This is a genomic window from Neisseria sp. P0022.S010 (assembly GCF_051956635.1).
In genome coordinates this window covers 1-2,104 of the sequence record NZ_JBQCXF010000505.1, presented here as the reverse complement: position 1 = coordinate 2,104, position 2,104 = coordinate 1, and the positions used below count along the sequence as shown (strand labels likewise).

The following is a 2,104-nucleotide window of genomic DNA, read 5'->3' as shown; positions in this document are numbered from 1 at the left end:
GTCTGAAAAAGAACAGACAAATGTTTCGGCGAGAAGTTCGACATTGTAAAACCAAAGCGGAATAAAACCAATGCCGTAAGCGCGTCAAGATATGTTTAGAAGTGCAGATATGTTGCAGGTATAGGCTGCAGACGGCCTTTATCCTTGATGGTGGACGGCAAAACAACGTAAAATAAAGCCGATTTCAACCTAACCGGTGCGCCTTTGTGAACCAGCTCATCTTCGATTTTGCCAGTCATGATTATCCCGGCTTCGACAAATTTCTGGGAACAGAAAATGCCGAGTTGGTGTATGTGTTGCAGCACAAACATGGGCAATTTATCTATGTGTGGGGCGAAGAGGGCGCAGGCAAAAGTCATCTCTTGCGGGCGTGGGTTGCACAGGCGCTCGATGCCGGACGAAATGCCCTCTATATTGATGCCGCCGCCACGCCGCTGACAGAAGCCGCGTTGGATGCGGAGTATCTCGCCATTGACCAAATCGAAAAGCTTAATAATGAAGAGCAGGCTTTACTGTTTGCCATCTTCAACCGCTTCCGCAACAGCGGCAAAGGCTTTTTGCTTTTGAGTTCCGAATATACGCCGCAGCAGCTTGTTATTCGCGAAGACTTGCGCACACGCATGGCGTATTGCTTGGTTTACGAAGTCAAACCGTTGACTGACCGGGAAAAAATCGATGCGCTTGTCAGCATGGCGGCCGCCCGTCAGGTAACCATCGATCCGGAAATATTCGAATACCTGCTGAACCATTGGCGGCGCGATATGGACAGCCTGATGCAAATGCTCGATACCCTCGACAACTACGCCGTTATGATGGGCAAACGCATTACTTTGCCGCTTTTGCGCCAGCTTTTAAAACAACAGGAAACACAATGAAAAACCTTGCCATTTTCGACCTCGACAATACCTTAATCAATATCGATTCGGATCACTCCTGGCCGCAATACCTGATTAAAAAAGGCATAGTGGATGCGGCTGAAACCGAGGCGCAAAATGAAAAGTTCTACCAAGACTATCAAAACGGTTGTCTTGATATCGATGCCTTCCTCAAATTCCATCTCGCGCCTTTAGCCCGTTTCAGCAAGGAAGAGTTGGCTGAGTTTCATCGTGAGTTTATGGCCGAATATATTGTTCCGCATATTTCTCCGATGCAGCGTATGTTGGTGCAAAGCCATCAAATGGCAGGCGACGAAATGTTGGTTATTTCTTCGACCAACGAATTCATCATTACCCCTATCTGCCATCTTTTCGGTATTCACAACATTATCGGCACACAGCTTGAAACCGGTGAAGACGGCCGATATACGGGCAACTATGTTGGTACGCCCAGCCTGAAAGAAGGCAAAATTACCCGATTGAACCAATGGCTTGCAGAGCGTGGCGAGACCTTTGAAAGCTACGGCAAGGTTTATTTTTACAGCGACTCCAAAAACGATTTGCCGCTGTTGCGTATCGTGGATGAACCTGTCGCCGTCAATCCGGATGCCGAGCTGGAAAAAGAAGCCAAAGCAAAAGGTTGGCCGATTTTGAATTTCAAATAACGATGAATCAGGCCGTCTGAAATATTTAACCTAACCACAACCCTAATAAGGACTAAAACATGAAAACGACTAAACTCCTCGCCTCAGCCCTGTTGTTTGCCGCTGTATTCGGTACCGCACAAGCAGCCGATACAGAAACTCTGGAAGCCATGAAAGCGCAAAACGGCAGCGTTAAAACCGTTTTGATGGATGTGATGTTTTCACAACTCCTGCCGGCAATGTTGACCGTGTGAATATCATTCAATCCAGCGGCAATCCTGAAATGGACGAACGCGCAGTGAAAAGCGTTTCCAAATATCCTTATCCGAAACGCAAAACCGCATCTAAATACCAACACACTGTTACTTTTGAAACCAATGTTGAAGTAATCAACAACTGATTTGGACGCAAGGCCGTCTGAAAAACAGAAGGCGTTTTGATTGGGAAATTCCCTGTCAAAACGTCGTTTTATTCTTTAAACAAGTATAACCAAAATTGCCTTAAAACCACACGCTCCGGTGCTATACTGAAACAAATAAACCGCTTCATCACACATCATGTCTCCCCGTCCAGTTACCATTACTT

The 2,104-nt window shown here is 46.4% G+C and carries 4 protein-coding genes; all 4 read left to right on the top strand.

What is annotated here, in order from left to right:
• Nucleotides 1-206 precede the first annotated feature (206 nt).
• From hda to ACTHUT_RS18695, 4 genes are read left to right on the top strand one after another with little or no spacing between them, the layout of a single operon-like run.
• Complete coding sequence (hda, locus tag ACTHUT_RS18710) at nt 207-875, top strand: DnaA regulatory inactivator Hda (RefSeq protein ID WP_003685303.1); 669 nt, start codon at nt 207-209, stop codon at nt 873-875.
• The gene (locus ACTHUT_RS18705; RefSeq protein ID WP_250600866.1) at nt 872-1,540 is read left to right on the top strand and encodes an HAD family hydrolase; all 669 of its coding nucleotides are present in this window, start codon (nt 872-874) and stop codon (nt 1,538-1,540) included. Before hda ends, ACTHUT_RS18705 begins: the two co-directional genes overlap by 4 nt.
• Nucleotides 1,541-1,599: 59 nt before the next feature.
• Entirely contained in the window at nt 1,600-1,773 is a 174-nt protein-coding gene (locus tag ACTHUT_RS18700) for a hypothetical protein (protein ID WP_250600864.1), read from the top strand.
• Nucleotides 1,770-1,919: a hypothetical protein gene (locus ACTHUT_RS18695; protein ID WP_250589798.1), complete on the top strand. Its 150-nt coding sequence runs from the start codon at nt 1,770-1,772 to the stop codon at nt 1,917-1,919. Before ACTHUT_RS18700 ends, ACTHUT_RS18695 begins: the two co-directional genes overlap by 4 nt.
• Nucleotides 1,920-2,104 lie beyond the last annotated feature (185 nt).

Bases quoted from the DNA above. Each gene is read 5' to 3' on its own strand.
- ACTHUT_RS18700 (WP_250600864.1), top strand. From the start codon at position 1,600: ATGAAAACGACTAAACTCCTCGCCTCAGCCCTGTTGTTTGCCGCTGTA.
- ACTHUT_RS18705 (WP_250600866.1), top strand. From the start codon at position 872: ATGAAAAACCTTGCCATTTTCGACCTCGACAATACCTTAATCAATATC.